Annotated in this window: 25 protein-coding genes and 1 riboswitch; of the genes, 9 read left to right on the forward strand and 16 right to left on the reverse strand. The window is 66.2% G+C overall.

Going from position 1 to position 26,977, the window contains the following annotated elements:
• From PYV55_RS03090 to PYV55_RS03105, 4 genes are all read left to right on the forward strand, one after another.
• A partial coding sequence (locus PYV55_RS03090; protein WP_275849167.1) for a flagellin occupies positions 1 to 447 on the forward strand: 447 nt, incomplete at its 5' end.
• Positions 448 to 798: 351 nt separating this feature from the next.
• Complete coding sequence (gene fliD / locus PYV55_RS03095) at positions 799 to 2,232, forward strand: flagellar filament capping protein FliD (protein ID WP_275849169.1); 1,434 nt, start codon at positions 799 to 801, stop codon at positions 2,230 to 2,232.
• An 86-nt stretch (positions 2,233 to 2,318) separates the two neighbouring features.
• Positions 2,319 to 2,741: a flagellar export chaperone FliS gene (gene fliS / locus PYV55_RS03100; protein WP_275849171.1), complete on the forward strand. Its 423-nt coding sequence runs from the start codon at positions 2,319 to 2,321 to the stop codon at positions 2,739 to 2,741.
• Positions 2,742 to 2,744: 3 nt separating this feature from the next.
• The gene (locus tag PYV55_RS03105; RefSeq protein WP_275849173.1) at positions 2,745 to 3,044 is read left to right on the forward strand and encodes a flagellar protein FliT; all 300 of its coding nucleotides are present in this window, start codon (positions 2,745 to 2,747) and stop codon (positions 3,042 to 3,044) included.
• A gap of 64 nt (positions 3,045 to 3,108) precedes the next feature.
• Here PYV55_RS03105 and rpsI read toward each other — a convergent pair whose 3' ends face one another.
• Together rpsI and rplM are read right to left on the reverse strand one after the other, a co-directional pair.
• Positions 3,109 to 3,501: a 30S ribosomal protein S9 gene (rpsI, locus tag PYV55_RS03110; RefSeq protein WP_275849174.1), complete on the reverse strand. Its 393-nt coding sequence runs from the start codon at positions 3,499 to 3,501 to the stop codon at positions 3,109 to 3,111.
• A gap of 12 nt (positions 3,502 to 3,513) precedes the next feature.
• Entirely contained in the window at positions 3,514 to 3,945 is a 432-nt protein-coding gene (rplM, locus tag PYV55_RS03115; protein ID WP_144731882.1) for a 50S ribosomal protein L13, read from the reverse strand.
• Positions 3,946 to 4,217: 272 nt separating this feature from the next.
• On the opposite strand from rplM, the gene PYV55_RS03120 reads away from it, so the two are divergent.
• Complete coding sequence (locus PYV55_RS03120; protein WP_275849179.1) at positions 4,218 to 5,105, forward strand: 23S rRNA (adenine(2030)-N(6))-methyltransferase RlmJ; 888 nt, start codon at positions 4,218 to 4,220, stop codon at positions 5,103 to 5,105.
• Between the two features lie 38 nt (positions 5,106 to 5,143).
• Here PYV55_RS03120 and PYV55_RS03125 read toward each other — a convergent pair whose 3' ends face one another.
• The 4 genes from PYV55_RS03125 to ahcY form a co-directional block, all read right to left on the reverse strand.
• Positions 5,144 to 5,764, reverse strand: a complete 621-nt coding sequence (locus PYV55_RS03125; RefSeq protein ID WP_275849180.1) for a septal ring lytic transglycosylase RlpA family protein — start codon at positions 5,762 to 5,764, stop codon at positions 5,144 to 5,146.
• Entirely contained in the window at positions 5,764 to 6,639 is an 876-nt protein-coding gene (gene metF, locus PYV55_RS03130; protein ID WP_275849182.1) for a methylenetetrahydrofolate reductase [NAD(P)H], read from the reverse strand. Before metF ends, PYV55_RS03125 begins: the two co-directional genes overlap by 1 nt.
• Positions 6,620 to 7,450 (reverse strand): TlyA family RNA methyltransferase, encoded by an 831-nt coding sequence (locus tag PYV55_RS03135; RefSeq protein ID WP_275849184.1) that lies wholly within the window; start codon positions 7,448 to 7,450, stop codon positions 6,620 to 6,622. Before PYV55_RS03135 ends, metF begins: the two co-directional genes overlap by 20 nt.
• Before the next feature lie 63 nt (positions 7,451 to 7,513).
• Entirely contained in the window at positions 7,514 to 8,950 is a 1,437-nt protein-coding gene (gene ahcY, locus PYV55_RS03140) for an adenosylhomocysteinase (RefSeq protein ID WP_275849187.1), read from the reverse strand.
• 60 nt (positions 8,951 to 9,010) lie between these two features.
• Positions 9,011 to 9,103, reverse strand: a riboswitch (S-adenosyl-L-homocysteine riboswitch).
• 188 nt (positions 9,104 to 9,291) lie between these two features.
• On the opposite strand from ahcY, the gene PYV55_RS03145 reads away from it, so the two are divergent.
• Complete coding sequence (locus PYV55_RS03145; RefSeq protein ID WP_275849188.1) at positions 9,292 to 10,407, forward strand: ABC transporter substrate-binding protein; 1,116 nt, start codon at positions 9,292 to 9,294, stop codon at positions 10,405 to 10,407.
• Between the two features lie 53 nt (positions 10,408 to 10,460).
• Here PYV55_RS03145 and PYV55_RS03150 read toward each other — a convergent pair whose 3' ends face one another.
• Positions 10,461 to 10,760 carry a flagellar basal body protein gene (locus PYV55_RS03150; RefSeq protein ID WP_275849190.1) on the reverse strand — a complete coding sequence of 100 codons (300 nt, stop codon included), beginning with the start codon at positions 10,758 to 10,760 and terminating at the stop codon, positions 10,461 to 10,463.
• Positions 10,761 to 11,011: 251 nt separating this feature from the next.
• On the opposite strand from PYV55_RS03150, the gene PYV55_RS03155 reads away from it, so the two are divergent.
• Positions 11,012 to 11,272, forward strand: a complete 261-nt coding sequence (locus tag PYV55_RS03155; protein ID WP_275849415.1) for a DUF2061 domain-containing protein — start codon at positions 11,012 to 11,014, stop codon at positions 11,270 to 11,272.
• A 486-nt stretch (positions 11,273 to 11,758) separates the two neighbouring features.
• Here the strand turns inward: PYV55_RS03155 and PYV55_RS03160 are convergent, their stop codons facing one another.
• On the reverse strand, positions 11,759 to 12,763 hold the full coding sequence (locus PYV55_RS03160) for a LysR family transcriptional regulator (protein WP_275849192.1): 1,005 nt from the start codon (positions 12,761 to 12,763) through the stop codon (positions 11,759 to 11,761).
• Between the two features lie 98 nt (positions 12,764 to 12,861).
• Between PYV55_RS03160 and aptA the strand changes: the two genes are divergently transcribed.
• Positions 12,862 to 14,238, forward strand: coding sequence for an omega-aminotransferase AptA (gene aptA, locus PYV55_RS03165; RefSeq protein ID WP_275849194.1), 1,377 nt, complete (start codon positions 12,862 to 12,864; stop codon positions 14,236 to 14,238).
• A 240-nt stretch (positions 14,239 to 14,478) separates the two neighbouring features.
• A complete protein-coding gene (locus tag PYV55_RS03170; RefSeq protein ID WP_275849196.1) occupies positions 14,479 to 16,824 on the forward strand; it encodes an NADP-dependent malic enzyme in 2,346 nt (781 codons plus the stop codon).
• A 196-nt stretch (positions 16,825 to 17,020) separates the two neighbouring features.
• Here the strand turns inward: PYV55_RS03170 and PYV55_RS03175 are convergent, their stop codons facing one another.
• The 8 genes from PYV55_RS03175 to yajC all read right to left on the reverse strand — a co-directional run bounded on the left by PYV55_RS03175 (position 17,021) and on the right by yajC (position 26,881).
• The gene (locus PYV55_RS03175; protein ID WP_275849198.1) at positions 17,021 to 17,425 is read right to left on the reverse strand and encodes an EF-hand domain-containing protein; all 405 of its coding nucleotides are present in this window, start codon (positions 17,423 to 17,425) and stop codon (positions 17,021 to 17,023) included.
• Positions 17,426 to 17,508: 83 nt separating this feature from the next.
• Positions 17,509 to 18,783 (reverse strand): hypothetical protein, encoded by a 1,275-nt coding sequence (locus tag PYV55_RS03180; protein ID WP_275849200.1) that lies wholly within the window; start codon positions 18,781 to 18,783, stop codon positions 17,509 to 17,511.
• 57 nt (positions 18,784 to 18,840) lie between these two features.
• Positions 18,841 to 19,830 (reverse strand): 5'-nucleotidase, encoded by a 990-nt coding sequence (locus tag PYV55_RS03185; RefSeq protein ID WP_275849202.1) that lies wholly within the window; start codon positions 19,828 to 19,830, stop codon positions 18,841 to 18,843.
• 9 nt (positions 19,831 to 19,839) lie between these two features.
• On the reverse strand, positions 19,840 to 21,075 hold the full coding sequence (gene gspF, locus PYV55_RS03190; protein ID WP_275849204.1) for a type II secretion system inner membrane protein GspF: 1,236 nt from the start codon (positions 21,073 to 21,075) through the stop codon (positions 19,840 to 19,842).
• A 48-nt stretch (positions 21,076 to 21,123) separates the two neighbouring features.
• Positions 21,124 to 23,538 carry a DUF1631 family protein gene (locus tag PYV55_RS03195; RefSeq protein ID WP_275849206.1) on the reverse strand — a complete coding sequence of 805 codons (2,415 nt, stop codon included), beginning with the start codon at positions 23,536 to 23,538 and terminating at the stop codon, positions 21,124 to 21,126.
• A gap of 50 nt (positions 23,539 to 23,588) precedes the next feature.
• Positions 23,589 to 24,542 (reverse strand): protein translocase subunit SecF, encoded by a 954-nt coding sequence (gene secF, locus PYV55_RS03200; RefSeq protein WP_275849207.1) that lies wholly within the window; start codon positions 24,540 to 24,542, stop codon positions 23,589 to 23,591.
• Between the two features lie 33 nt (positions 24,543 to 24,575).
• A complete protein-coding gene (gene secD, locus PYV55_RS03205) occupies positions 24,576 to 26,471 on the reverse strand; it encodes a protein translocase subunit SecD (protein WP_275849209.1) in 1,896 nt (631 codons plus the stop codon).
• 65 nt (positions 26,472 to 26,536) lie between these two features.
• Positions 26,537 to 26,881, reverse strand: coding sequence for a preprotein translocase subunit YajC (yajC, locus tag PYV55_RS03210; RefSeq protein WP_275849211.1), 345 nt, complete (start codon positions 26,879 to 26,881; stop codon positions 26,537 to 26,539).
• Positions 26,882 to 26,977: the final 96 nt, after the last annotated feature.

Below are 26,977 nucleotides of genomic sequence, written 5' to 3' on the forward strand. Positions count from 1 at the left end.
GCTGCAGCGGCGACGACAGGCGGTACCATCAACGTGCGTTACGAGGCACCTGCAGGCGTTTCCGGTAGCGTCACCATGACGGGCATGGCAGCCGGCAGTGCCTTGGCATCGAACGCCATTGCGAGCACGGGCACGGCGATCAGCGCGCTGGACATCTCCACGGTGAATGGCGCCAATACGGCCATCTCGGCCATAGACACGGCGCTCAACAGCATCAACTCCAGCCGCGCCGCCCTGGGTGCCATTCAGAACCGCTTTTCGACCACGATCGAAAATCTGCAGGCTACCAGTGAAAACCTCACGGCCTCGCGCAGCCGGATCATGGATGCGGACTTTGCCGCAGAAACAGCCAACCTGAGCCGCTCGCAAGTGCTGCAGCAGGCAGGCACGGCCATGGTGGCCCAGGCCAATCAGTTGCCACAAACGGTGCTCAAGCTGCTGCAGTAAGCCTGCCATCGAAGAACTGCTGCCAGCGGGCCGGCAAAAGGTCGCCGCGCAAAAGTCCTCAAGTCTTCGGCAGGATTGCCGATGAGAAAAAGGCGTGCGCACGAGGTACGGTGATACGAAGCAACCGCTTGCAGCCTGCCGGACATCGAGCGACGCGAGCGAACAGGCGCCATGGTGCGGTCGTTTGCTGTTTTCTGCCGGATGCGCTGCCCTATAGCAGCGCCTGGCAGCTATGAAGGTGCAAGAATCCGGTAAAAAATAGGCTGTTGCGGGGCACTTGCAGTGGGTGCAAGCAAAGCGTTGAAGAGGCTGCCAGGTTCACAATCCAGGGTTCTGAGATTGGAGGTAGATATGGGTATTTCGTCAATCGGCATAGGCAGCGGTCTGGACGTCAAGAGCATCATTTCGCAGTTGATGGCGATCGAGCAGCAGCCGATTGCGCAATTGCAGACGCAGGCATCCTCGCTGAATACCAAACTTTCGGCGTTTGGGCAGATCAAGTCGCAAATGGCCAACCTGCAGGACATGGCGCAGAAGCTCGCTGACCAGAGCAACTGGAATGCCATGTCCGTCACCAGCAGCAATGCTTCAGCCATCACCGGCACGGCCACGGAGGCAGCAGCAGCTACGTCTTTCAGTGTGGAAGTGAGCCAGTTGGCACGCGCCCAGGCGGTAGGCTCGGTGGCTTTGCCGTCGGCCAGCCCCGTGGGCGCAGGCAGCTTGCACATTGACTTGGGCAACTGGAGCACTGGAACGCCGCCTGTCTTTACTGCCGGTGGCACAGCGGTGGATGTGCAAGTTGGCGCCACGGACACGCCAAGCCAGATAGCCGACAAAATCAACGCTGCAGGTGCGGGTGTGACGGCGACGGTGCTCAAAGATACCGCGGGCGACCGCTTGCTGCTGCGTTCCAATGCTACCGGGGAGTCTTCGGCATTTCGCATTCAAGCGCTTGACAGCATGGGAAACCAGATCACCTCTGGAACGGGTCTTGGTCAGCTGGCCTACGATCCCGCCAACGTGGCAACCGGTGGCATGTCGCTTACCCAGACGGCGCTCAATACCAAAGCCACCATCAATGGTGTGGCGGTTACTTCGCAAAGCAATACGCTGAACGCGGTGGCCGGGTTGACGTTGAGTGTTTCACAGGTGACGACTGCACCGGTGGAAATAACCATCCAGCGCGATACCTCGGCTGCCAAAAAGGCTATCAACGATTTTGTGACCTCCTACAATTCGATCAACGCTGCATTGGCTGAAATGACGCGCTATGACCCTGCCACCAAAACGGCAGGGACTTTGCAGGGAGACTCTACAGCGGTTGGGTTGCAAACGGCGCTGCGACGTTTGCTCAGCGGCAATGGGCCTGCTGGTACACCGTTGAGGAATTTATCTGATCTTGGGGTGGAATTTCAGTCTGATGGTTCGCTTCAGGTCAATGCAAGCAAACTGGATACGGCATTAAAAAAATCGGATGATGTGAAGAATTTTTTCACTGCAGCAGCAGGTGAATCAGCACTAAAAGGTATGGCGTTGCGTATCAAGGATTTTGCCGATGGTTTGATTGGTGTGAATGGCGCACTAACCAGCCGCACAAATTCCATCCAGTCTGCAATAAATAGAAATTCGAAAGATCAGACAAATTTGCAAGATCGTCTCACGCAAACACAGACGCGCCTGCAGGCACAATACAGCCGCCTGGATGCCACAATGGGAAGTCTGACGGCATTGAGTAATTATGTTAATCAACAAGTGACCTTGTGGAATAAAAATTCCAATAATTGAGCTGTTGAATGTCGCTCTTTTCGCTTTAGTTTTCACTCGGCGTGTCGATAACAAAGGGGAGTGAATAGCACATGAAGGAGCAGACCATGTTTACCCCCGTGAGTGTTCGTGCCGCATCGGCCTACAGACAAGTGGGCGTTCAATCCAGCGTGGAAGGGGCTACGCCGCACATGTTGATCAAGTTGCTGTTTGATGGATTGATGCAATCTTTGAATGCAGCTCGGGGTGCCCTGCAGCGTGGAGATATTGCGGGGAAAGGGCGTCATTTGAGTCGGGCAATTGGTATTTTGGAGGAAGGCCTGCAAGGGGGCCTCAATATGGAAAAAGGTGGGGAATTGGCAGAGAATCTTGCTGCTCTCTACGATTATTGTGCGCGGCGTCTTTTGCAAGCCAGTGCGCACAATGATGAAAAACCAATTGAAGAAGTGGTGCGTTTGCTAGGACCCGTGGCCCAGAGCTGGGAGCAGATTGGCAAGAATGCAGCCGCAGGTATGAAGGCGGGGGAATAAATCATGACCACCGCTTTGATCGAATATTACAAGGCCATTGAGGAAAGCAGCCTCAAAATGCTGCAGGCTGCGCAATTGCAAGACTGGGAGGGTGTGGCGCGCTACGAGGGCACATGCGCCGTGCTGATCGAGCAGCTGCGCTACAAGGCGCGGAATGAAACCCTGCTGCCGGAGCAGCGCAAGCTCAAGTCCGAGATCATGCGCCGCATCCTGCGCAACGACGCCGAGATCCGCCTGCTGGCCGAGCCCTGGCTCGCGCAGTTCGAGCACCTGTTCGAAGGGCAGCCGATGGCGATGCACTGAGGCGCGGACCCAGACACAAAAAAACCGCCTTCTGGCGGTTTTTTTGTGGGTAAAGCAGACCAGCTCAGCGCTTGGAGAACTGCTTGGCGCGGCGGGCGGAGTGCAGGCCGACCTTTTTACGTTCGACTTCACGGGCGTCGCGTGTCACGAAGCCAGCCTGGCTCAGTGCGGGCTTGAGCGTGGCGTCGTAGTCGATCAGCGCGCGCGTGATGCCGTGGCGCGTGGCGCCGGCCTGGCCGGATTCGCCGCCGCCGTGCACGTTGACCTGGATGTCGAAGGTTTCGAGATGGTTGGTCAGTGCGAGCGGTTGCTTGGCGATCATGATCGAGGTTTCACGGCCGAAGTAGGACTGGATGTCCTTGCCGTTGATCGTGATCTTGCCGGAGCCCTTTTTCATGAAGACGCGGGCCACGCTGGACTTGCGGCGGCCGGTGCCATTGTTCCATTCACCAATCATTGCAATGGCTCCTTAGATTTCCAGCACTTTGGGCTGCTGGGCGGTGTGCGGATGCTCTGCGCCGCCGTACACCTTGAGCTTTTTGATCATGGCGTAACCGAGCGGGCCCTTGGGCAGCATGCCCTTGACGGCCTTCTCGAGCGCGCGGCCGGGGTGCTTGGCCTGCAGATCGCGGAAGTTGGTGGCTTTGATGCCGCCGGGGTAGCCGGTGTGGCGGTAGTACATCTTGTCGAGCTGCTTGTTGCCAGTGACTTTGAGCTGGGCAGCGTTGATGACGACGATGTAATCCCCGGTATCGATGTGAGGCGTATAAATGGCTTTGTGCTTGCCGCGCAGGCGATGGGCAACTTCGCTGGCTACCCTGCCTAGCACCTTGTCGGTGGCGTCAATCACAAACCACTCATGCGTCACCTCAGCGGGTTTGGCGCTGTACGTGGTGGTCATGGGTTTTCTCTTTGAAAAGAAGTGGTTTGGGCGGTCCTTTTCCACGGTCGGTGCTTTTCTGGTGAAAGCCTCTTAGGTGGGGGGTGAAGGTTGCTCTTTGCGGCACCGCTCTGCATTGCTGCACCGCGATGCGCACTCGTTGCACCCTTCTCATTTCGCCGCGGGACCGGCCTTGCGCTGCGAAACCGGCGATTATATGAAATTGGCGCCTGTTGCGGTGGTTTTGTGTGGTGATTTTTTGTGCAGGCAGCTGCACTCGTTACCATTGCGCCATGTTCAGTTACCGCCACGCCTTCCACGCGGGCAACCATGCGGACGTGCTCAAGCACACCGTGTTGATTGCCATGTTGCAGCACCTTGCGCAAAAGGACGCTGCGCTCATGGTGCTGGACACCCATGCCGGCGCGGGCCTGTACCGGCTCGACGGCGACTATGCGCGCACCAGCGGCGAGGCCGCCGATGGCGTCTTGCGCCTGGCGCAGGCGGACGCCGCGGCGCTGGCGCCGGCCCTGCAGGCGTACCTGGAGCTGGTGCGCGCCTTCAACACGGGCACTGGCGTCAAGGTCTATCCGGGCTCGCCCTTCATCATCCAGCACCTGCTGCGTGCGCAGGACAAGCTCAAGCTGTTCGAGCTGCATCCGAGCGACCTGCGTGCGCTCACGCGCAACGTGGCACAACTCGAGGCGGGGCGCCAGGTGGCCGTGCTGCACGAGGATGGCTTCGAGGGTGTCAAAAAATTCTTGCCGCCACCGTCGCGCCGCGCCTTGGTGCTGTGCGATCCCAGCTACGAACTCAAGAGCGATTACGGGCACGTGCAAGACTTGGTGGCGGACGCGCTGCGGCGTTTTTCCACGGGCACCTACGCCATTTGGCATCCCATCATCGGCCGCCCCGAGGCGCACGATCTGCCGCGCCGCCTCAAAACCCTCGTGACCAAGGCCGGCAAGCCCTGGCTGCATGCCACGCTCACGGTGAAATCGGCCAAGCTCGGCGCGCCGCTGCTGGGCGCATCACGCCGCCCCGGCCTGCCGGCCAGCGGCATGTTCATCATCAACCCACCCTACACGCTCAAGCCCGCTTTGCAGGCGGCGCTGCCGCAACTCGCCCAACTGCTCGCGCAGGACGGGCACGCGGCGCACCAGTTGCTGGTGCAGGCGTGAAGTAGGAAATGGGAGGCGGACCTTTTCGCCTATCTTGCTCAAGGCGCGCATTCCTTGCGGCCCGGCGCAAGCACCGAGAGCTCCACGGGCTTGAGGCCCAGGCCGACGATGCCCAGGGCGGTGGCGGCGCCTTTGCTCAGGTCGATCACGCGGCGGGATGAGTAGGCGCTGCGGTCGTTGATGCGCACGACCACGCTGCGCCCGGTGTCGGGGCTCAGCACGCACACGCGCGTGCCGAAGGGCAGGCTGGGGTGCGCGGCGGTGAGGCCGTGCATGTCATACACCTCGCCGCTGGCGGTGCGGCGGCGGTGGAACTTGAGGCCGTACCACGAGGCCAGCCCTTTGCGCCGCGCCTGCGGCAGCAGCGAGACGGCGGCTTGCCGGGTGGAGATGTCGGTGGTCTCGGCGTCGTCGCCCAGTCCTTCGGGCGGCGGTTCGAGCAACAGGGCTTCGCCGCGTGGCGAGAGCACGGCGGGCGCGAACGCTTCGGGCTCGCGTGCGCTCAGGCCCTCGGCGCGGGCGGGCGTTGCATGCGCCAGGGCGAGCGAAAGCGCCAGCCACCCAGCCGCCGTAGCTGCGACAGCCGCTGCTTTGAGCCGGCGGTGCGCTGGCGGCGGGCCCTGCACGCCGTGCGCCGTGGCGTGCAGGCCCGTGCGCATCAGGCTTGCCTTGTGCCCTGCAGGCGCGCGCAGATCGCGAGCGTGGCTGCGCTCTGGTTCATGGTGTAAAAGTGCAGCGCCGGTGCGCCGCCGGCGATCAGGCGCTCGCACAGCGCCGCCACCACGTCGAGGCCAAAGGCTTTGATGCTGGCCGTGTCGTCGCCGAAGGCCTGCAGGCGCAGGCGGATCCAGCGCGGCACTTCGGCGCCGCAGGCGTCGGAAAAGCGCAGCAGCTGCGCCGCGCCCGTGATGGGCATGATGCCGGGCACGATGGGCACGCGCGCCATGTCGACGCCCAGGCGCTGCACTTCATCGACGAAGCGAAAGTACGCATCGGCGTTGTAGAAATACTGCGTGATGGCCGAATCGGCGCCGGCGTGCAGCTTGGCCGCAAAGGCTTGCAGGTCGGCCGCCGGCGAGCGTGCCTGCGGGTGCGTCTCGGGGTAGGCGGCGACTTCGATGTGAAAGTGCCGCCCGGTTTCGGCGCGGATGAATGCGACGAGCTCGCTCGCGTAGTTGAATTCGCCGCCCAGGCCGTAGCCGCTGGGCAAATCGCCGCGCAGCGCGACCAGGCGCCGCACGCCCATGGCCTGCAGCTCTTGCAGCTGGGCGCGCACCGAGGCGCGCGTGGCGCCTATGCACGAAAAATGCGCGGCTGCGGGCACGCCCTCGGCCAGAATTTCGCGCACGGTGGCAAAGCTGCCCTCGTGCGTGGAGCCGCCCGCGCCGTAGGTGACCGAGCAGAACTCGGGCGCGAGCGCGGACAGCGCGCGGCGCACGGTGCGCAGCTTTTCCACGCCCTCGGGCGTCTTGGGCGGAAAGAATTCGAAACTCAGCGGCAGCCGTGCCGACGCTTCATGAGGGGCTTGCTTCATGGGTGGGGGTGGGCGCGCAGTCACGCCCTCTCCTTGCAAAAATGAAAAATTCGCGGTTGCCGTCGCCGCCTGCGATGGGGCTGGTCAGCCATTGCAAGTTTGCCAGGCCCAGCGCCGTGCAGGCCGCGCGGATGCGCTGCTCGACGAGCGCATAGAGCGCCGCATCGCGCACGATGCCGCCTTTGCCGATTTGCGCGGGCTGCAGCTCGAACTGCGGCTTGACCAGCATCAGCAGCGCGCCGCCGGGCTTGACGAGCGGCGCGAGCGCAGGCAGTACCAGCGTGAGCGAGATGAACGACAGGTCGCCCGTGACGAGGTCGAAGCCGGCCCCCGGTTTTTGATCCAATGGGCCGCTAGCGCTTGCTGGATAAGCGCCAGCAGCTATCAAATCAGCTGCGCTCAGGTGCCGCGCGTTGCATTGCTCCAGGCACTGCACGCGCGCATCGGCGCGCAGGCGCGGGTGCAGCTGGCCCTGGCCCACATCGACGCCGACCACGCGCGCGGCGCCCTGCTGCAGCAGGCAGTCGGTGAAGCCGCCGGTCGATTGGCCCACGTCCAGGCACTGCCAGCCGCGCACGTCCAGCTCCGCGGCGGCGAGCGCGCCTTCGAGCTTGAGCCCGCCGCGCGAGACGTAGCGCGCCTCGGCCGCGTCGAGCAGTTCGAGCTCGGCATCGGCCGGCAGATCATCGGCCTTGGCGAGCGGCCGCCAGCCCGTGGGCGCGCGCCAGCGCGCACCCGCCGCAATCAGGCGCTGCGCCTGGCTGCGGCTCGCGGCCAGGCCGCGTTCGACGAGGAGTTGATCGGCACGCACGGCGTGGATTCTGAATGAAATATGCCTCTAGCGCCCGTCCAGCAAGCGCTAGCAGCTACTCAATCAATAGCGGTACGTATCGGGCTTGTACGGCCCCTGCTTGGGCACGCCGATGTAGGCGGCCTGCGCGTCGGTGAGCTCGGTGAGCCGGGCGCCGAGCTTGGAGAGCTGCAGGCGCGCGACCTTTTCGTCGAGGTGCTTGGGCAGCACATAGACCTTGCCGACCTCGTAGGCGTCGCGCTGTGTGAAGAGTTCGATCTGCGCGAGCGTCTGGTTCGCGAAGCTGCTGCTCATCACGTAGCTCGGGTGCCCGGTGCCGCAGCCCAGGTTCACGAGGCGCCCGCGCGCCAAAAGGATGATGCGCTTGCCGTCGGGAAAGATCACGTGATCGACCTGCGGCTTGATCTCTTCCCACTGGCACTGGGCTTCGAGGCTCGCAACGTCGATCTCGTTGTCGAAGTGGCCGATGTTGCAGACGATGGCCTGGTCTTTCATGCGCGCCATGTGTGCGAAGGTGATCACGCTCTTGTTGCCCGTGGCGGTGACGAAAATGTCGGCCAGCGGCGCGGCCTCGTCCATGGTGACGACGCGGTAGCCCTCCATCGCGGCCTGCAGCGCGCAGATGGGGTCGATCTCGGTCACCCAGACCTGCGCCGAGAGCGCGCGCAGCGCCTGTGCCGAGCCTTTGCCCACGTCGCCGTAGCCGCAGACCACGGCGATCTTGCCGGCCACCATCACGTCGGTGGCGCGCTTGATGCCATCGACCAGCGATTCGCGGCAACCGTAGAGGTTGTCGAACTTGCTCTTGGTGACGGAGTCGTTGACGTTGATCGCGCGGAATTTGAGCGTGCCCTTGGCCGACATTTCCTTGAGGCGGTGCACGCCCGTGGTGGTCTCCTCGGTCACGCCGAGGATCTGCGCGCTCTTGCGGCTGTACCAGCGCGCGTCCTGCGCGAGCTTGGCGCGGATCGCGGCAAAGAGCACGTGCTCTTCTTCGCTGCCGGGGTGTGCGAGCACGGACGGGTCTTGCTCGGCCTGCTGGCCCAGGTGCATGAGCAGCGTGGCGTCGCCGCCGTCGTCGAGGATCATGTTCGGGCCTTCGCCCGGTGCGCCCGCGGGGCCGAACTCGAAGATGCGGTGCGTGTAGTCCCAGTATTCGGCCAGGCTCTCGCCCTTGACGGCGAACACCGGCGTGCCCGCGGCGGCGATCGCGGCCGCGGCGTGGTCCTGCGTGGAAAAGATGTTGCACGAGGCCCAGCGCACCTGCGCGCCCAGCGCCTGCAGCGTCTCGATCAGCACGGCGGTCTGGATCGTCATGTGCAGGCTGCCCGCGATGCGCGCACCCTTGAGCGGCTGGCTGGGCGCGAATTCCTCGCGGATGGCCATCAGACCGGGCATCTCGGTCTCGGCGATGCGGATTTCCTTGCGGCCCCAGTCGGCCAGGCCGATGTCGGCAATGACGCAGTCGCTGGGCGCAGAGGTGGGAAGAGGGGCGTTCATGGTGTGCTCCTGAAAGTCAACACCGGCGCGGGAGCAAAAAACGACTCACCGCACCGGAATGGTGGATGAGCGTCGTTGCAAAACACGGTTTCCGAGCCTCACGCCCTGGGGCCACCGGCAGGTGACTGGGGCGCTGCAACGCTCCTCGGAGGTGGCGGATTTTATCTCTCCCGTTCGTTTGCAGCGGGCAAACCCGAGGCGGGCACCGCGGGTGCAGTTTTATTCGCACACGCACGCTACGATGGTGCCCTGTCTGCGTGGTGCGACATCTGGCGTGCGGGGCCTGATCCCCTGCCCGCCGCGTGCCTGGTCTTTTTTGCATTTTTTCTGAGGGACAACCCATGCCCAATCGCCGCCAGTTTTCCATTGCCGCTGCTGCCCTGCTCGGCCTGCCTGCCGTGCGCGCGCAGGAAAGCCGCCTCGTGCTGGGGCAGTCCGCGCCCTTTACCGGGCCGGCGGCGCAGCTCGGAATCCAGTACCACAGCGGCGCCAGGCTGTATTTCGACCAGCTGAATGCGCAAGGGGGCGTAGGCGGGCGCAGCATCGTGATCCGCACGCTGGACGATGGCTACGAGCCCGAGCGTTGCGCGGAAAACACGCGCAAGCTGCTGGGCGAAGATGTGTTCGCGCTGTTTGCCTATGTCGGCACGCCCACGAGCCTGGCTGCGCTGCCCTTGGCCACGCGCGCGCAGGTGCCCTTCATCGCCCCGTTCACGGGCGCCATGGCCCTGCGCGAGCCCTTGCACAAAAGCGTTTTCCACCTGCGCGCCTCGTACAACGACGAGACCGCGCTGATCGTCAAGCAGCTCACGCACCTGGGGCTGAAAAAAATCGCCGTGTTCCACCAGAACGACGCCTACGGCCAGGCCGGCCTCGACGGTGTGCGCCTGGCCTTGTCCGCGCAGAACCTCAAGCCCGTGGCGATCGCAACCGTGGAGCGCAATTCGGTCGATGTCGCCAAGGCCGTGGCCACGCTGGCCGCGGCGGCGCCCGACGCGGTGGTGCAGGTCAGCGCGTACAAGTCCTGCGCGGCCTTCGTGCGCGCGGCGCGCAAGGCCGGCTACGGCGGGCTGTTTTACAACGTCTCCTTCGTGGGTACGCAGGCACTGGCCGATGAACTGGGCAAGGAGGCCGAGGGTGTGGTGGTGTCGCAGGTCGTGCCTTCGCCGTACAACGCGGCCAACGGCATCACGCGCGAGTTCGTCGCCGCAGCGAAAAAGGCCGGCAACGTGCAGGTCAACTATTCGAGCATGGAAGGCTATCTGGCGGCCAGGCTGTTCGCCGAAGGGCTCAAGCGTGCGTCCAAGCCGACGCGCGAGGGGCTGGTGGCCGGTCTGGAGTCGCTGGGCGAGACGGCGTTCGGCGGCTTTCAGGTCAACCTGTCGTCCACGCGCCACGTGGCGTCGCGCTTCGTCGAGCTGTCCATGCTCAAGGGCGACGGCCGCGTGCTGACCTGAGAGGCCCACTGCCGGGGACTGTGCGCGGCGCGGCGGGATGCATGCCTTGGCGATCAGGCCTGGGTGTCGAGCAACGCGCCCAGCGTGTGCTGCTGCGTCTGCAGCGTTCGCAGGTTGGCCTTGAAGGCGTAGGTAGCGGAGAGCTGCTCGACCACGTCTTGCTCGAGCGCAGCGCCCGCTTGCGGCGCACGCTGCACCTGCGTCTGCACGCCGCCACCGGACGTGGCTTGTTGCGCCACGGTCTCGCGGCGGTAGTCGGGCGTTTGCGCATTGGCGATGTTGTTGGCGGCCGCATCCAGTCGCAGCTGCGCGGCCTGCAGGCCGGAGAGGGCGGTGGAAGAAAGGGCGGTCATGGCGGTTTGCGGCGGGAGTCGTAACGAACCGTTATTTTGTGACGCCATTTACCGCAGCGCAAGAAAAATCGCTCGCGACGGTGTTGTGTCCCAAGGGCTCGAGGGTGACATCCCCGCGCTGGTCGACAACCTGCAACGCGTCGGCACGAGCAGGCTGTGCTCCTCGGTGGCTATGGGCAGCTTAGGGAAAATCGATTGGAATCGTCTTTGAGAATAACTACCATTTGCGTGAAAGCAAAAGGAGTATGGCTATGCGCTTGATTCGTCGCACCCTTCGGGAAAACAAAAACATGCTGCTCAAGACAGCGAGCTACTATGCAATCCACATTTGTGTGGCCGCCTTGGTGGCATATGCGGTCACAGGCAATTTGTGGGCAGCGTTCACGCTGAGTCTGCTGGAGCCTAGCGTGCAGGCTGTGGCCTTCTTTTTCCATGAAAAAGCCTGGGCGCGCGCGGAGCGCAGCAAAGAACGCATAGCTGCCGTGCCGGTGGCCATGCGGCAAGGTGCATGAAAATGCTGCGTTCTGTGTCTTTGGCGGCCATTCAGGGGCTCCCGGCGCTCAAAGTTCGCTTCTCAGACTGGCTGGTGCAGCACTTGGCGGCAAGGGCGGTTGCAGGCTGACCGCGTCGAGAAGGCGCGTTTAACCCAGATTGTCCATTAGGCGGCGCTTCGCGCCTACACGGGCGCTGGCGGACGTCTGACGGTCATTTTGGCCGCTGCTTCGTCGTTCGTGGCACCACCACGAACTCCTCAGCCGCGACCAAACTGCCGCGCCAGCCGCCTCGCCATCGTCCCGCGTCCTAATGAACACTCTGGGTTTAACCCAGATTGTCCATTAGGCGGCGCTGCGCGCCTACGCGGGCGCTGGCGGACGTCTGACGGTCATTTTGACCGCGGCTTCGTCGTTCATGGCACCGGCCATGCACTCCTCAGCCGCGACCAAACTGCCGCGCCAGTCGCCTCGCCATCATCCCGCGTCCTAATGGACAATCTGGGTTTAAGCCGACAGCGGCGCGCAACTGCTGATGCCGGCATGCGCGGCCACCAGACAGCGCTGCAGCAGCTGTGCCGCGCGCGTGGGCGCGGGCGAGCGGCGCAGCAGGCCCACGAAGCTGCAGGTATAGCGAAACAGCGTGGGCCGCACGGCCTGCATGCGGCCCGCGCGCACGAAGGCCTCGGCGTAGTGGTCGGGCAAGAAGCCCAGAAAGCAGCCCGAGAGGATCAGCGTGGCGATGGCCTCCTGGTCAAAGCCCGTGGCGCTGCGCGTGAGCTGTGCCTGGTGGCTCAGCTCCATGTTGGGCGAGTGGTAGCCCAGGCCCGCGAACGGGTAGCGGCGCAGCGCGTCCCAGTCGAGCGCCGCGAGCGCGTCGCGATCGGCGCCGAACAAGGGGTGCCCGGCGCCGCAATACAGCAGCATGGTTTCGTCGAACAGCGGCGTATAGAGCAGGCTGGAGGCGCTGCGGTGCGCGGGGATGATGCCGACCTGAAAGCGCCCTTCGAGCACGCCGCGCTCGATCACCTGGATGCTGCCCACGTGCAGCTCCAGGTGCACGCCGGGGGCCTGGCGCGTGAAGTCGGCGATGGCCGCGTGGATGCGCGCGGCCGGGTTGCTTGCGGTCTGGTCGAACACGGCGAGCGCCAGCGGGCCGCCCAGGCGCGCGTGGATGTCGTCCACGCCGCGGCGAAACGCCTGCACCGCATCGAGCAGGCGCAGCGTTTCCTCATACACGCGCCGGCCTTCGGGCGTGAGCGCAAAGCCCGCGCGCCCGCGCCGGCACAGCACCAGGCCCAGGCGCGTTTCCAAGTCTTTGAGGTGGCGGCTGATGGTGCTCGTCGCGATGTTGAGCTCGAGCTCGGCAGCGGCCAGGCCGCCGCATTCGACCACGCTCTTGAACACCTGCAGCAGGCGCAGGTCCATGTCGCTGAGCTGGCCGAGCACGGCGCGCTGGCGCCCGTCGGTGGGCGGCAGCGGGGCAAGGGCAGGAGGGTGATTTACTTGCATAGATGCTCAAGTAAACGGTGATATTGCACTATGGGAGGCATTATGGAGGCGGCGAACAATGCCTGCTTTTGCCTTTCCGCCCGCTTTGGGAGACTGCCATGACGCTTGCCCCCGCCGCCGATTCCGCGGCCTTTCCCGCACCCTTTCCTGCACCCGTGCGCCGCGACGCCGCCTGGCTCGACGCGCACTGGATGCCCTACACCGCGAACCGCCAGTTCAAGGCCGACCCGCGCCTGATCGTCGCCGCGAGCGGTGCCTACTTCACCGACGCCGACGGGCGCAAGGTGTTCGACGGGCTTTCGGGCCTGTGGTGCACGGGCCTGGGCCACGGGCGGCGCGAGATCGCCGACGCCATCGCCGAGCAGGCGCGCACGCTCGACTACGCGCCGGCGTTCCAGTTCGGCCACCCGGCCGCGTTCGCGCTCGCCAACAAGCTCAAGGAGCTCACGCCCGCAGGGCTCGACTACGTGTTCTTCACGGGCTCGGGCTCTGAGGCGGCCGACACCTCGCTCAAGCTCGCGCGTGCGTACTGGCGCCTCAAAGGCCAGGCGAGCAAGACGCGCCTGATCGGGCGCGAAAAGGGCTACCACGGTGTGAACTTCGGCGGCACTTCGGTGGGCGGCATAGGCGCGAACCGCAAGTTCTACGGCCAGGGCGTGGAGGCCGACCACCTGCCGCACACGCAGCCGCCCGCGGGCACGTTTGCCAAGGGCCAGCCCACCGAGGGCGGGCGCCAGCTGGCCGACCGGTTGCTCGACCTGATCGCGCTGCACGACGCCTCGAACATCGCGGCTGTGATCGTCGAGCCCTTCTCGGGCTCGGGCGGCGTGGTGGTTCCGCCCCTGGGCTACCTCGAACGCCTGCGCGAAATCTGCACGCAGCACGACATCCTGCTGATCTTCGACGAAGTCATCACGGGCTTTGGCCGCGCGGGCGCCTACACGGGCGCCGAGGCCTTCGGCGTGACGCCCGACATCATGAACGTGGCCAAGCAAGTGACCAACGGCGCGCAGCCGCTGGGCGCGGTGATCGCGCGCAAGGAGATCTACGACACCTTCATGGCCGCAGGCGGGCCCGACTACCTGCTTGAATTCCCGCACGGCTACACCTATTCGGCGCACCCCGTGGCCTGCGCGGCGGGCCTCGCGGCGCTCGACTTGTTGCACAAAGAGGACGCGATCGCGCGCGTGCAAGCGCTCGCCCCCTACTTCGAGCAGGCCGTGCACAGCCTCCAGGGCGCGAAACACGTGCTCGACATCCGCAACTACGGCCTCGCCGCAGGCTTCACGATCGCGCCGCTGCCCGGCGAGCCCGCGCGCCGGCCCTATGAAATTGCCATGCACTGCTGGAAGAAGGGCTTTTACGTGCGCTACGGCGGCGACACCATCCAGCTCGCGCCGCCCTTCATCAGCGAACAGGCCGAGATCGACCGCCTCGTGAACGCGCTCGGTGAGGCGCTGGCGCAGACGGCATGAAGCTATTTATTTAGTAGCTATTAGCGCTTGATATACGGGCGCTATAGCCAATTTTTACATCTATTCCGCGGGCCGTGCCATGCGCGTGCTGGCGGCACGGCGCCCACGGCGTTGTTGCCCGGCGCGCCGCCCTGCGCGCCGGGCGTGCAGGCCTACAATGGTCAGCCCGCGCCGGTGCCGGCACTGGCAGTTTCTTTGCCACGTTTTGCCGGCGGGCGGCGCACCCTGGAGAAAAGCCCCATGCCCGAGAACACCCCGGCCCCTGATTCATCCTCCACCGCTACCCCGACCAGCGGCATGTCCCCGGAAAAGCGCGCCGAGCTGCGCCGCGCCGCGCTCGAATACCACGCCCAGCCCAAGCCCGGCAAGATCGCCGTCATGCCGACCAAGCAGCTCGTGAACCAGCACGATCTGGCGCTCGCGTATTCGCCCGGCGTGGCCTCGCCGTGCGAGGAAATCGTCAAAGACCCGCGCGCGGCCTTTCGCTACACCAGCCGCGGCAACCTCGTGGGCGTGGTGACCAACGGCACGGCCGTGCTGGGCCTGGGCGACATCGGGCCGCTGGCGGGCAAGCCGGTGATGGAGGGCAAGGCCGTGCTCTTCAAGAAGTTCTCGGGCATCGACGTGTTCGACATCGAGATCAACGAAAAAGACCCCGAAAAGCTCGTCGAGATCATTGCCGCGCTCGAGCCCACCTTTGGCGGCATCAACCTCGAAGACATCAAGGCGCCCGACTGCTTTTACGTCGAGCGCAAGCTGCGCGAGCGCCTGCACATCCCCGTGTTCCACGACGACCAGCACGGCACGGCCATCGTGGTGGGCGCGGCCATCCTGAACGGCTTGAAGGTCGTCGGCAAAGACCCCCAAAAGGTCAAACTGGTGACATCCGGCGCGGGCGCGGCGGCGCTCGCGTGCCTGGGGCTGCTGGTCAAACTCGGCATTCCGCGCGAGCACATCTGGGTCACCGACCTCGCGGGCGTGGTCTATGAGGGCCGCACCGAGCTCATGGACGAGGACAAGCGCTTTTTCGCCCAGCCCACGTCTGCGCGCACGCTGGCCGAGGTGATTGAGGGCGCGGACGTGTTCCTGGGCCTGTCGGCGGGCGGCGTGCTCAAGCCCGAGATGGTGCGCAAGATGGCGGCGCGCCCGCTGATTTTTGCGCTCGCCAATCCCACGCCCGAAATCCTGCCCGAAGAGGTGCACGCCGTGCGCGACGACGCCATCATGGCCACGGGGCGCAGCGACTACCCGAACCAGGTCAACAACGTGCTGTGCTTTCCGTACATCTTCCGCGGCGCGCTCGACTGCGGCGCGACCACCATCACGCTGGAGATGGAAGTCGCTGCCGTGCACGCCATCGCCGAGCTCGCGCAGGCCGAGCAAAGCGAGGTCGTGGCCGCGGCCTACGCGGGCGAGCCGCTCGCGTTCGGGCCCGAGTACCTGATCCCCAAGCCCTTCGATCCGCGCCTGATGATGAAGATCGCCCCCGCGGTGGCGCAGGCCGCGGCGGACAGCGGCGTGGCGCTGCGCCCCGTTGCCGACATGGACGCCTACCGCGAGCACCTGCAGACCTTCGTCTATGCCTCGGGCACCATCATGAAGCCCATTTTTGCCGCAGCCAAGGCGGGGGCGAAAAAGCGCGTGGCCTACGCCGAGGGCGAGGAAGAGCGCGTGCTGCGCGCGGCGCAGATCGTGGTTGACGAGCGCATCGCACGCCCCACGCTGATCGGCCGGCCCGCGATCATCGCGCAGCGCATCGCCAACTTCGGCCTGCGCCTCCAGGAGGGGCAGGACTACGACGTGGTCAACGTCGAGCAGGACGAGCGCTACCGCGACTTCTGGCAGACCTACCACCGCCTGACCGAGCGCAAGGGCATCACCATCCCCATCGCCAAGATCGAAATGCGCCGGCGCCTGTCGCTGATCGGCGCGATGCTGCTGCACAAGGGCTACGTCGATGGGCTGATCTGCGGCACCTGGGGCACCAACCCCATGCACCTGAACTACATCGACCAGGTGATAGGCAAGCGCCCCGGCGCCAACACCTACGCCGGCATGAACGCGCTGCTGCTGCCCGAGCGCCAGGTGTTCCTCGTCGATACGCACGTCAACTACGACCCGAGCGCCGCGCAGCTCGCCGAGATCACCGTCATGGCCGCCGAGGAGATGATGCGCTTTGGCGTGCGCCCCAAGGCGGCGCTGCTGAGTCACTCCAATTTTGGTAGCAGCAACCAGCCCAGCGCAGTGAAGATGCGCGAGACGCTCGCGCTGCTGCGCGAGCAGGCGCCGTGGTTGGAGGTCGATGGCGAAATGCACGGCGACGTGGCGCTGGACGGCGTCGCACGCCGCGCGCTGATGCCGCGCAGCACGCTCGAGGGCGACGCAAACCTGCTCGTGCTGCCCAACATCGACGCAGCCAACATCGCCTACAACCTGCTCAAGACCGCCGCGGGCGGCAACATCGCGATCGGCCCGGTGCTGCTCGGCGCGGCCCAGCCGGCGCACGTCCTCACCGCCAGCGCCACCGTGCGCCGCATCGTGAACATGACGGCGCTCACCGTGGCCGACGCGAACGCCGTGCGCTGAGAGCGCCCTGCGGCGCCATCATGGTGTCCCGGTGCGCGCCTGGGGGCTCGTCAGCCTTCAGGGTGCGCTACGGTATCAAGAGCTGCTTGCGCTTGAGGTACCTTGGCTGAAGGGCATTTTGGCTTCAAATTTTCGGCAGAAATTCGAATCTGATCCCAATTTCTGACCTCAATTTCCGGGCTCAGCACTCTCAGTGTCAGTGCGCGCCGTCGGGCGAAGCGGCTTGCTGCTGGGCCTGCTCCTGCGCTTGTCGTGCGGCTTTGGCGCGCTCGCGTTCGGCGCGGTATTTGGCCGAGAACACGCGGATTTCGTCGGGGGTGACGAAGCCGTCGTGGTTGGTGTCGGCTTCGTCAAAGGCGGCGGCGAGCGGCGGGAACAGGGCGACCTCGGCGCGGCTCAGCTTGCCGTCGCCGTTCGCGTCGAGCATCTGGAACTGGCGCAGGGCCTTGAGCTCGCCGCGCGAGGGCGTGGGGGTGCTGGCGGCGGCAGAGCTTGGAGCGGCAGGCGCTTCTGCGGCGGGCTGAACGCCAGGGTCGGCCCAGACGCCGGCGCCTGTGCAACACAGGGCCAGCGCGGGCAGCAGACGGAACAGGGTTTGCATGGGTACAGCTCCTTGGCATGAAGATGGCGCAGGGGTGGCGTGGGTGCGGCATGGCCCCGGCGCTTCCACGCCGCGCGAAAACATCACCACCTTGGCGGCAGGATGTCGATGTCGATGTCGGAAAAATCTGGCTCCTGCGAGAGCCGGTGCTGTTCATTGAGCCAGGACTTGAGGCGCTTGCCTTCGCGCACGAGTTCGATGTCGTGTTCGAGCGCCTCGCATTCGGCTTCTTCCTCCTCCTGCAGGTCTTGCAGCCAGCGGCGCAGGCCGGCTTCGCTGAAGCGGTAGTCCAAGCCCAGGTCCAGCGCATGTTCCCAGTGCTGCTGGCGCGCGTAGCGCTCGCGCTCCAGTTCCTGCACCTGTTGCTTGAGCAGCTGCGTGAGCGCCTGCAGGCGCTTTTCGGGCGGTAGCTGCGCCTGCGCGGGGTCGAGCAGCGCGGCGTCGCGCTGGATTTGCAGCAGCGCCACGATGTCCTTGTCCTGGTAGGCGCGGTTGGCGGTGGCCATGAGATCGGTCTTGCGCCGGCGCTCATCCTCGCTGGCGGCGCGGTCGGGGTGCAGTGCGCTTGCGAGCTGGCGGAAGATCGCGCGCAAGGTCGTCTCGGCATCCTGCTGTGCGGCCTCGGCGCGTTGCTGCGCGGCCGTGGGCTTGCGCGGCTTTTTCTTGCGCGCGGCTTTTTCCTGCTCGTATTGCTCCTTTTGCTCCTGCATTTTGGCTTGCGCCTGCGCGAACATGCGCATGATCAAGTCTTCATGCGAAGCCTCTTCGCCGGCCGCGGCTTCGGGCGCGGCGATTTCCTCGCCGAGCACGTCGCTGAACATTTGGGCAAACGAGGTGCGCTCTTGCTGCGCTTTTTCGGCGAGTGTCTGCGGGCTGAGTTCGTCGTGCAGACGGGCCATTTCCGCGTCGCCGTCGGCCGCGAGCACGGCAGCAAAGGTGCAGACGATGGCGCGCGCGGTGTCGCGCTGGGTTTTGCTCAGGCGTTTGTCGGTGATGTGCGGCACGAGCAGCGCGAGCAATGCGCGCCGGCCCGCATCGCGGCGCGTGTGCAGCGGCGCGAGCAGTTGCTGCATGGCCGTTTGGTAAGTGCTGCCCAGCGTGTCGGTCTGGGCGATCTGCGCCTTGAGCTTGTCGATGCGCGCCAGCTCGCGGTTGTAGGCCTTGGCCGCGGGCGTGAGCGCGGCGCCGGCGCCCTCGGCGAGCACCTGCAGGCTGCGCGCGTCAGCCGATGCGTCACCCGCTGGAACTGCGGACGGTGCAGCTTCGGCCGATGCGTCTTGCTCAGGCGCGGGCGTATCTCCGAACAGGTCGTCCTGTGCGGCGGCGCGGCGGCGGGAGGCGGTTTTTTTCGTTGCCATGGGGTTCATCCAAAAAAGGGATAGCGGCGGCGCGGATTCGTTCCGCCCGCGTGGTGTCTATTCGTGCGCTTCTTGCGTTTCGTGCGCGATGCCGCTGCGCACCAGACCCGCGGGCACATGCTGCGCGGCCGAGAGCACGTGGCCGGTCTGGTCGTCGAAGAAGAAGTCGGGCTCGAACTCGCGCAGGAACGGCCCCTTGGGCATGCCGCCGAGGAACATCGCTTCATCGACGGCGATGTTCCAGTGCATGAGCGTCTGGATCGCGCGTTCGTGCGCCGGGGCGCCACGCGCCGTGACGAGCGCCGTGCGGATGCGCATGGGCCCGCCGCGCTGTTGCAGACGGTGCAGCGCCGCGAGGAAGGGCTTGAACGGGCCGGGCGGCAGCGGCAGCGCGGCCTTTTCGGCCTCATGCGCCTGGAAAGCGTCGAGCCCCGCGGTTTGATAGACGCGCTCGGCCTCGTCGGAAAACAGCACCGCGTCGCCGTCGAAGGCGATGCGCACCTCGTCCTGGTGCGTGTCGGCGGCGGGCGCCGACTGCGTCGCCACCTGCGCGGCCGGAAAGCCCAGTGCCAGCGCCTCGCGCACGTCGGCCTCGTTGGCCGAGAGGAACAGGTGCGCCCCCAGCGGGCGCAGGTAGCGAAACGGCGCCGCCCCTTGCGTGAACACGCCGCGCTGCACCGAGGTCAGCCCGTGCGCGCGCACCGAGCGGAACACGCGCATGCCGCTCACCGGGTCGTTGCGCGAGAGTACGACGACCTCTACGCGCTGACGTTGGAGCCGATCGGGCTTTGGAGCCGTCGGCTGCGAATCGCTATCGACGCCCAAAATCCGACCGGCTCCAGCCGCATTGAACGCGAGCAGCTTGCGCACGAGCGAAAACGCCACGCCCGGGCGCGCCGGCGTGTCCAGGCGCTCGAGTTGCAGCTGCATGTAGGCGCGCGGGTCGGCGGGGTCGAAGACGCGGTTTTCTTCCTCGAAGTCGAACAGCGCGCGCGAAGAGATCGCCACCACCAGCTTGTCGTCGTCAGCGCTCGGAATGCCGGCCATGGCGAAACCCTATTTGACGAGCTGGTTGAGCTCGATGATGGGCTGCAGCACCGCGAGCACGATCAGCATCACGATCAGGCCCATGGCCACGATCAGCAGCGGCTCGAGCACCGTGGCGAGCGCGAGCGCGCGGCGTTGCACCTCGGCGCCGAGCTGGTTCGCGGCGCGCTGCAGCATCAGCGGCAGCTGGCCGGTCTGCTCGCCCAGGCGCGCAAACATCGCAAGCAGCCCTGGAAAGCGCTTTTTCTGCGCGAGCGCCGCGGCCAGCGGCGCGCCCTCGCGCACCAGCACCAGCGCGTCGAGCGCGTCGGCGCGCAGGCTGCGGTTGTGCAGCGTCTCGGCCGCGGCCTGCAGCGCCTTGAGGATGGGCACGCCCGCGCCCGCGAGCATGGCCAGCGTGCCCGCAAAGCGCGCCGCGTTGTAGCCGCGCGCGAGCCGCCCGAGCACGGGCAGGCGCAGCCAGGCGGCGTCGAATTGCAGGCGAAAATGCTCGAATCTCAAGGCCCAACGTGCACAAGCAGCTATCAAAATAACTATCACCAAAAGCAGCCAGCCCCAGCTGCGCAGGAATGCACTCAGGCCCAGCATGATCACCGTGAGCAGCGGCAACGCGCGCTTGGTGCCCGCAAACACGCCCGCGACCTGCGGCACCACGTAGCCCACGAGAAACAGCACGATCACGATGGCCACGAGCGTGACGATGGCCGGGTACAGCGCCGCGCCCACGAGCTTGGCCTGCAGCGCCTGGCGCGCCTCGAGGTCGTCGGCCAGGCGCTCGAGCACCTCGCCCAAATGTCCGCTGTGCTCGCCCGCGCCAACCACGGCGCAATACACCGCGGAGAACTCGCGCGGGTGCTGCGCGAGCGCACGTGCAAACGGCACGCCCGCGTTCACCTCGGCGCGCAGCGCGGCCACGAGCTCGCGCTGGCGCGGCTCGTCGGCCTCGTCGGCCAGCGCCGCGAGCGCGCGCTCCAGCGGCAGGCCGGAAGTCACCAGCCCCGCGAGCTGGCGCGTCCACACCGCAAGCCCCGTGGCCCCGAGCACCGGGCGCGTGAACAGGCGCTGCCAAAGCCCCGGCGCCGCCCCCCCCTCGGCGCCCGCACCCGCGGCCACCGGATCGACCTGCAGCGGCACCAGCGCCTGCGCCCGCAGCAGGCTGCGCGCGGCCTTGGCGCTGTCGGCTTCCAGCAGGCCTTTGCGGGTCTGGCCCTGCGCGTCCAGGGCTTCGAAGGTGAATGCGGGCATGGGCTTGGGAGGCGGGCTGGTACGGGGAAATATGGATAAAAAAGATTCTCAGGCGCTGCGCGTGCCGCCCAGGCGCTCGGGATTGGCGTCGAGCTTGGTGAGGGCGTCGCGCGTGGCGCGCAGGCTCAGGCCTTCCTCGTCCAGGCCCACGAGCAGCCCGGCCTGCGCATAGGCCGCCAAGCGCCGCAGCTGGATCAGGTAGCTGTGGCCGCTGGCGCTGGCAAACAGGTGCAGCTGGCGGCGCGCGCTCTGCCACACGTATTGCACCGAGACCCTGGCGGCGTTGTGCTCCAGCATGAACCAGGCGCCGAGCGGCAGCGTCTGCACCCAGGCGAGCACGGCATCCTGGACGGGCACGCCGTTGTCGGCCAGCACGTCGAGCGCCGAGGCATCGATGCCGAGCAGCATTTCGACGTTGTCGGCATTCAGCGGCATGTCGGCAAACGCGGCATCGGTGACGATGTCTTCGAGGCGCGCGAGCCGCTCGGCCAGGGCATCGATGTGCGCCTGCGGAATGGACTCCGTCTTGGACAGGAAGGCGTCGGCCAGCGTGTCGGTGAGCGTCTTGATCTGCGCATCCTGCTTCGCGCCCGTGATGCCCAGCAGGGTCAGCCCCTGGCGCAGGTTCTGCAGCAGGCCTGGCAAGGCCTTGATGACCTGGGCGCGCTCGCTGCGCTGGGGCTTGGCGCTCGCGGCCCAGATCAGGTCGGCCGCGGCACGCTTGTAGGCGAGGGTGTCCGCATGCTGCGCACCCGCGCGCACGGCCGACAGCGCCAGCACCTCGGCCCAGGTTTTGAGCAGGAAGTCGCGCACCTCGTCGCGCACCGGAACGTCCTGCAGCATGGTGCGCAGCTCGATCGTGTATTGCACGGCCAGCGTGTCTTTTTGCTCGACCTGCTGCGCCGCGCTCACGATGCGCGCGATGCCTTCCTTTTCGGTGAGGAACTTTGCCAGGAAGCGCTCGAACTCGGTCAGCACGAGCTGGAACACGCGGCTGCCGGTTTCGGGGTATTGCTCCACCACCTGCACGACGCGGCGGATCTCGGCCTCGAGCGCGCTGCCCGAGAGCGTGCTGGCATCGAAGCCCATGACGCAGCCCCCCATGCGGTCTATGAGCTGGCGTGCGGGGTGCTTCAGGTCGCTGAGGAACGCGGGCTCGGCGAGCGCCACGCGCAGCACGGGCAGCTGCAGGCGCGCGAACCACACGCGCACGCTCGGCGGAATGCGCTCCTCGGCGAGGATGCTCTGGAACATCAGCGCCACCACCTCGATGATGGCTTTCTCGCTTGCGGTGCCGGCTTTTTGCTTGAGCGCCTCGGTTTGCCGGCGCGCCGCCTCGGCCGACTGCGCCACGGCCGCCGGCCCATAGCCCGCGAAGGTGGGGCTGATGCTGACGTAAAAGCTCGCGGCCTCGGTGCGCGCCTCGGCGAGCGCCTGCGCCAGGGCCGCCGAAGCGGGCGGGGCCTGCGCGAGGTCCAGGCCGATCACGGGCTGCAGCAGCTGGCGCAGGTGGCCCATGATGCTTTGCGCGCGCGCCCGGGCACGCATCCAGGGCGTCGCGCCGGCCGCGGGGGGCAGGCCCGCCGCGTCCGGGTGGGTCGCTTGCGCTGCATAAGCCGCCTGCCCTGCAGGCAGCCCCCCTGCAGGAAGGCTGCCGTATGCAAGTGCACCGGAAGGAACAGCGCTGGATGGAGCGGCGCCGGGCGCGCCGCCGGGTGTGGGTGCGCCTGGCATCCGGGCTTGCGCTGCAGCCAGTGCCTGAGACGCAGGCTGGTCGGACGCAGCGCCATGGCCCGCCGGGCCGGGCGCGGGGGTGCGGCGCACGCGCAGGGCAGCCTGCGGCGTGATGCCCTGCTCCACGTACCAGGCGTTGATGGTCTGGTACTGCTTTTGCAATAGATTGGCCAGCGCGCGCTGCAGCGGCTCCTGCACGGCCTGGAATTGTTCGCGCGGCAGCTCTGCCTGCACCCACTGCTCGACGAACACGAGGCAGACCGATTCGGGCCGCAGGATGTCCTGCACGGTGGGCGCGTCGCCTTCGAGCGTCTGCGTGCGCTGGCGTACGGTGTCGAACTGCGGGCCGACCTGCTCCAGCACGGCCGCTGCCATGCGCGTGGCGGTGATCTTGTTTTCCATCACGTCGTCACTGAGCAGCTCGAATGAGCGCGGCCGCGGTGTACTGGCCGCGGCTGGCCTGGCGACGGTTGCGGCGGCGCTGGCAGCCTGGCGCAATGCCTGCTCCACGCTGGCGACCCAGCGCGCATGGTGCTGCTGGTAAACCATCCAGGCGTCGCGGCGCGTCTGCATCTCGCGCAGCGTGCCCGGCGCGGCCATGCGTTCGCTCAGGTGGTCAAGCAAGAGCTTGTCCAGCGGCGCCAGTTGCGCGCACAAACCCTGCACAAAGCGTTCGCGCACCTGCTGGCTCAGCTGGCGTGGCGTGGCGGGAGGTGGCGGGGTGGGCATGGTTCGGCTTGTAAAAGACCCTCAGTTTGTCATACCCTGGGCATCGGCCGTCACACCACGGCGCCGGCGTTCGGGTCGTTCGGGTCGCCCTCTTTTTTCTTCTCGCCCGCAACCAGGTCTTCGCGCTTCACGCCCAGCCACATCGCGATCGCCGCGGCCACGAACACCGAGGAATAAATGCCGAACAGAATGCCTATGGTCAGCGCCAGCGAAAAGTAGTGCAGGCTGGGCCCGCCGAAGAAGAACATCGACAGCACCATGGCCTCGGTGCTGCCGTGCGTGATGATGGTGCGGCTCATGGTGCTGGTGATCGCGTGGTCTATGACCTCGGGCGTGCTCATCTTGCGGTATTTGCGGAAAGCCTCGCGGATACGGTCGAAGATCACCACCGATTCGTTGACCGAATAACCGAGCACCGCGAGCACCGCCGCGAGCACCGAGAGCGAAAATTCCCACTGGAAGAACGCAAAAAAGCCCAGGATGATGACCACGTCGTGCAGGTTCGCGATGATTGCGGCGACGCCGAATTTCCACTCGAAGCGAAACGCGAGGTAAATCACGATGCCCACGACCACCACGGCCAGCGCCATGAGGCCGCCGCGCACCAGCTCCTCGCCCACCTGCGGGCCCACGAACTCGGTGCGGCGCAGCTGCACTGCCGGGTCGCTGGCCTTGAGCGCGCCCAGCACCTGCTCGCTTTGCTGCGCCGAGCCCACGCCTTTTTGCACCGGCAGGCGGATGAGCACGTCGCGCGCGGTGCCGAAGCTCTGCACCTGCACGTCGGCGTAGCCCAGGCGCGAGACGGCCTCACGCACCTGCGCGAGGTCGGCAGGCTGGCTGTAGGCCACCTCCATCACGGTGCCGCCCGTGAATTCGACCGACAGGTGCAGGCCGCGCGTGAGCAGAAAGAACACCGCGAGCGCGAAGGTGATGAAAGAGATCGCGTTGAACACCAGCGCGTGGCGCATGAACGGGATGTCTTTGCGGATGCGGAAAAACTCCATGGCTTGTTCCTTGGGTGCCTGGGCCGGCCTTGTTTATTTCGATGCGTTCGCGGGATTCGCGGCGCTCTGGTCGGTGTCGGGCTTCCAGACCTGGCCTATGGCCACGCTCTTGAGCTTTTTCTTGCGCCCGTACCAGAGGTTCACGAGGCCGCGCGAGAAGAACACCGCCGAGAACATGCTCGTCAAAATGCCTATGCAGTGCACCACGGCAAAGCCGCGCACCGGCCCAGAGCCAAAAGCCAGCAGCGCAAGGCCCGCGATCAGCGTGCTCACGTTCGAGTCCAGAATGGTCGCCCAGGCGCGCTCGTAGCCTGCGTGGATGGCCGCCTGCGGCGCCACGCCCGCGCGCAGTTCCTCGCGGATGCGCTCGTTGATGAGCACGTTCGAGTCGATCGCCATGCCTATGGCCAGCGCCATCGCGGCGATGCCCGGCAGCGTGAGCGTGGCCTGCAACATCGACAGCACGGCAATCAGCAGCAGCACGTTCACGGCCAGCGCGATGCTCGAAAACACGCCGAACAGCATGTAGTAGGCGCACATGAAGACGGCAATGGCAATCAGCCCCCAGACCACGCTGTGGATACCGCGCTCGATGTTGTCGGCGCCCAGGCTCGGGCCTATGGTGTATTCCTCGACGATCTCCATGGGCGCGGCGAGCGAGCCCGCGCGCAGCAGCAGCGCGGTGTCGTTGGCCTCGGCCGTGGTCATGCGCCCGGAAATCTGCACGCGCCCGCCGCCAATCTCGGTGCGGATCACGGGCGCCGTGACCACTTCGCCCTTGCCCTTTTCGAACAGGATGATGGCCATGCGCTTGCCCACGTTCTCGCGCGTGACGTCGCGGAAGATGCGCGCGCCCTTGGCGTCGAGCGTCAGGTTCACCGTGGGCTCCTGCGTCTGGCTGTCGAAGCCGGGCTGCGCGTCGGTGAGGTTGTCGCCCGTAAGGATCACCTGCTTTTTCACGATCACGGGCTGGCCCGCGCGGTCCGGGTAGCGCTCCGCGCCGAAGGGCACGGGGCCCGTGCCGGCCTCGGCCGCGCGCGCCTCGGCGCTCTCGTCGACCATGCGCACCTCGAGCGTCGCGGTGCGGCCCAAAATGTCCTTGGCCTTGGCGGTGTCCTGCACGCCGGGCAGCTGCACGATGATGCGGTCCAGCCCCTGCTGCTGGATCACCGGCTCGGCCACGCCAAGCTCGTTGATGCGGTTGTGCAGCGTCAGGATGTTCTGCTTGAGCGCCTGCTCCTGCACGCGCCGCGCGGCCTCGGGTTTGATGGCCAGCGTCAGCTGAAAACCGTTGCCGTCGGGCGCGCTGCTGGCCTGCAGCTCGGGGAACTGATCGGCCACCAGATTGCGCACCGCCGTCAGCGTGGCCTCGTCCGCAAGCTGCACCTGCACCGCCTGCCCGTCGCGGCGCACGCCGCCGTGGCGCAGCCCCTTGTCGCGCAAAGTGGTGCGCAGGTCGCCGGCGAGCGCCTCGGCGCGCTTGGTCAGCGCGGCCTGCATATCCACCTGCAGCATGAAGTGCACGCCGCCGCGCAGGTCCAGCCCCAGGTACATGGGCTGCGCGTGCAGCGCCGTGAGCCAGGCGGGCGAGCGCGAGACCAGGTTCAGCGCGACGATGTAGGGCGGGTCGCTGGGGTCGGGTACCAGCGCCTTTTGCAGCACGTCGCGCGCCTTGAGCTGCGTGTCGGGGCTGTCCACGCGCACACGCAGCGAATTGCCGTCCAGGCTCACGCGGTCAGGCGTGATGCCCGCGCTTTGCAGCGCCTGCAGGGCGCGCTCCTGCACCTGCACATCGACCTTCAGGCTCGCCTTGGCCGGCGAGACCTGCACGGCCGGGGCCTCGCCAAAGAAATTCGGCAGGGCGTACAGCACGCCCACCAGCAGCACGACCACCAGGATCGCGTACTTCCAGACCGGGTAACGGTTCATGAGATCGCTCGCAGACAATGGGGCGCATGCCCCGCCAAATGCAGGAAAAGGCGCGCGCGCCGGGATTATTTGCCCGTGCTCAGCGTGCCCTTGGGCAGCACCTGCGCGACGGCGCTGCGCTGCACCTGGACTTCCACGCCGGAGGCCACTTCAAGGTGCAAAAAGCCCTCCGACACGCGCGTCACCTTGCCGACCAGGCCGCCCGAGGTCACGACCTCGTCGCCTTTGGCCAGCGCATCGATCATGGCGCGGTGTTCTTTCTGGCGCTTCATCTGCGGGCGGATCATGATGAAGTAAAGCACCACGAACATCAGCACCAAGGGCATCATGCCCGTGAGCGAGGACATCAGATTGCCGCCGCCGGCAGTGGCGGCCGGCGCGGTCTGGGCAAAAGCGGAAGAAATCAGCACGGAACGAACTCCAGCGAGGCGGTGGAAACAAGCCAGCGCGCGGGCGGCGGGCCGGCGCGGGGCAGGAAACGGCGCATTGTATGCGGGGGCTTGCTG

The sequence above is a fragment of the Extensimonas soli genome (genome assembly GCF_029211265.1).
In the GTDB taxonomy this organism is placed as follows: domain Bacteria; phylum Pseudomonadota; class Gammaproteobacteria; order Burkholderiales; family Burkholderiaceae_C; genus Extensimonas; species Extensimonas soli.

Bases quoted from the DNA above. Each gene is read 5' to 3' on its own strand.
- aptA (WP_275849194.1), top strand. From the start codon at position 12,862: ATGACGCTTGCCCCCGCCGCCGATTCCGCGGCCTTTCCCGCACCCTTT.
- ahcY (WP_275849187.1), bottom strand. From the start codon at position 8,950: ATGAACGCCCCTCTTCCCACCTCTGCGCCCAGCGACTGCGTCATTGCC.
- PYV55_RS03105 (WP_275849173.1), top strand. From the start codon at position 2,745: ATGACCACCGCTTTGATCGAATATTACAAGGCCATTGAGGAAAGCAGC.
- PYV55_RS03150 (WP_275849190.1), bottom strand. From the start codon at position 10,760: ATGACCGCCCTTTCTTCCACCGCCCTCTCCGGCCTGCAGGCCGCGCAG.
- fliD (WP_275849169.1), top strand. From the start codon at position 799: ATGGGTATTTCGTCAATCGGCATAGGCAGCGGTCTGGACGTCAAGAGC.
- PYV55_RS03180 (WP_275849200.1), bottom strand. From the start codon at position 18,783: ATGGCAACGAAAAAAACCGCCTCCCGCCGCCGCGCCGCCGCACAGGAC.
- PYV55_RS03185 (WP_275849202.1), bottom strand. From the start codon at position 19,830: ATGGCCGGCATTCCGAGCGCTGACGACGACAAGCTGGTGGTGGCGATC.
- PYV55_RS03195 (WP_275849206.1), bottom strand. From the start codon at position 23,538: ATGCCCACCCCGCCACCTCCCGCCACGCCACGCCAGCTGAGCCAGCAG.
- rplM (WP_144731882.1), bottom strand. From the start codon at position 3,945: ATGACCACCACGTACAGCGCCAAACCCGCTGAGGTGACGCATGAGTGG.
- PYV55_RS03120 (WP_275849179.1), top strand. From the start codon at position 4,218: ATGTTCAGTTACCGCCACGCCTTCCACGCGGGCAACCATGCGGACGTG.
- fliS (WP_275849171.1), top strand. From the start codon at position 2,319: ATGTTTACCCCCGTGAGTGTTCGTGCCGCATCGGCCTACAGACAAGTG.
- PYV55_RS03170 (WP_275849196.1), top strand. From the start codon at position 14,479: ATGCCCGAGAACACCCCGGCCCCTGATTCATCCTCCACCGCTACCCCG.
- secF (WP_275849207.1), bottom strand. From the start codon at position 24,542: ATGGAGTTTTTCCGCATCCGCAAAGACATCCCGTTCATGCGCCACGCG.
- metF (WP_275849182.1), bottom strand. From the start codon at position 6,639: ATGAAGCAAGCCCCTCATGAAGCGTCGGCACGGCTGCCGCTGAGTTTC.
- PYV55_RS03125 (WP_275849180.1), bottom strand. From the start codon at position 5,764: ATGCGCACGGGCCTGCACGCCACGGCGCACGGCGTGCAGGGCCCGCCG.
- PYV55_RS03175 (WP_275849198.1), bottom strand. From the start codon at position 17,425: ATGCAAACCCTGTTCCGTCTGCTGCCCGCGCTGGCCCTGTGTTGCACA.
- PYV55_RS03145 (WP_275849188.1), top strand. From the start codon at position 9,292: ATGCCCAATCGCCGCCAGTTTTCCATTGCCGCTGCTGCCCTGCTCGGC.
- rpsI (WP_275849174.1), bottom strand. From the start codon at position 3,501: ATGATTGGTGAATGGAACAATGGCACCGGCCGCCGCAAGTCCAGCGTG.
- gspF (WP_275849204.1), bottom strand. From the start codon at position 21,075: ATGCCCGCATTCACCTTCGAAGCCCTGGACGCGCAGGGCCAGACCCGC.
- PYV55_RS03155 (WP_275849415.1), top strand. From the start codon at position 11,012: ATGCGCTTGATTCGTCGCACCCTTCGGGAAAACAAAAACATGCTGCTC.
- secD (WP_275849209.1), bottom strand. From the start codon at position 26,471: ATGAACCGTTACCCGGTCTGGAAGTACGCGATCCTGGTGGTCGTGCTG.
- PYV55_RS03160 (WP_275849192.1), bottom strand. From the start codon at position 12,763: ATGCAAGTAAATCACCCTCCTGCCCTTGCCCCGCTGCCGCCCACCGAC.